Annotated in this window: 1 protein-coding gene; it reads left to right on the top strand. The window is 62.2% G+C overall.

Annotation, left to right across the window (positions count from 1 at the left end):
* On the top strand, window positions 1–232 hold a 232-nt coding region (locus NE591_RS14775), incomplete at its 5' end, for a DUF711 family protein (protein WP_256157048.1).
* Window positions 233–296 lie beyond the last annotated feature (64 nt).

The raw sequence follows: 296 nt of genomic DNA on the forward strand, positions 1-296 counted from the left end.
GCAAGAGGCCATCTTCGGCATCATCGCCGACGAGTGCGCCATCGGGATGATGAACAACAAGACCACCGCCGTACGTCTCATCCCCGCCATCGGTTGTCAGGTGGGCGACCAGCTGGACTTCGGCGGCCTTCTCGGCTACGCCCCGGTCATGCCCGTGAACCCCTACGCCGGCACCGTCTTCGCCCACCGCGGCGGCCGCATGCCCGCACCTTCGAACTCGCTGAAGAATTAGCAGCCTCTCTCACATACCTCAAAGTCCCCGTTGCGCAGCACGGGGACTTTTTCTTTGCAAAAAC

This window comes from Adlercreutzia sp. DFI.6.23 (assembly GCF_024462535.1).
In the GTDB taxonomy this organism is placed as follows: Bacteria; Actinomycetota; Coriobacteriia; order Coriobacteriales; family Eggerthellaceae; genus Adlercreutzia; species Adlercreutzia rubneri.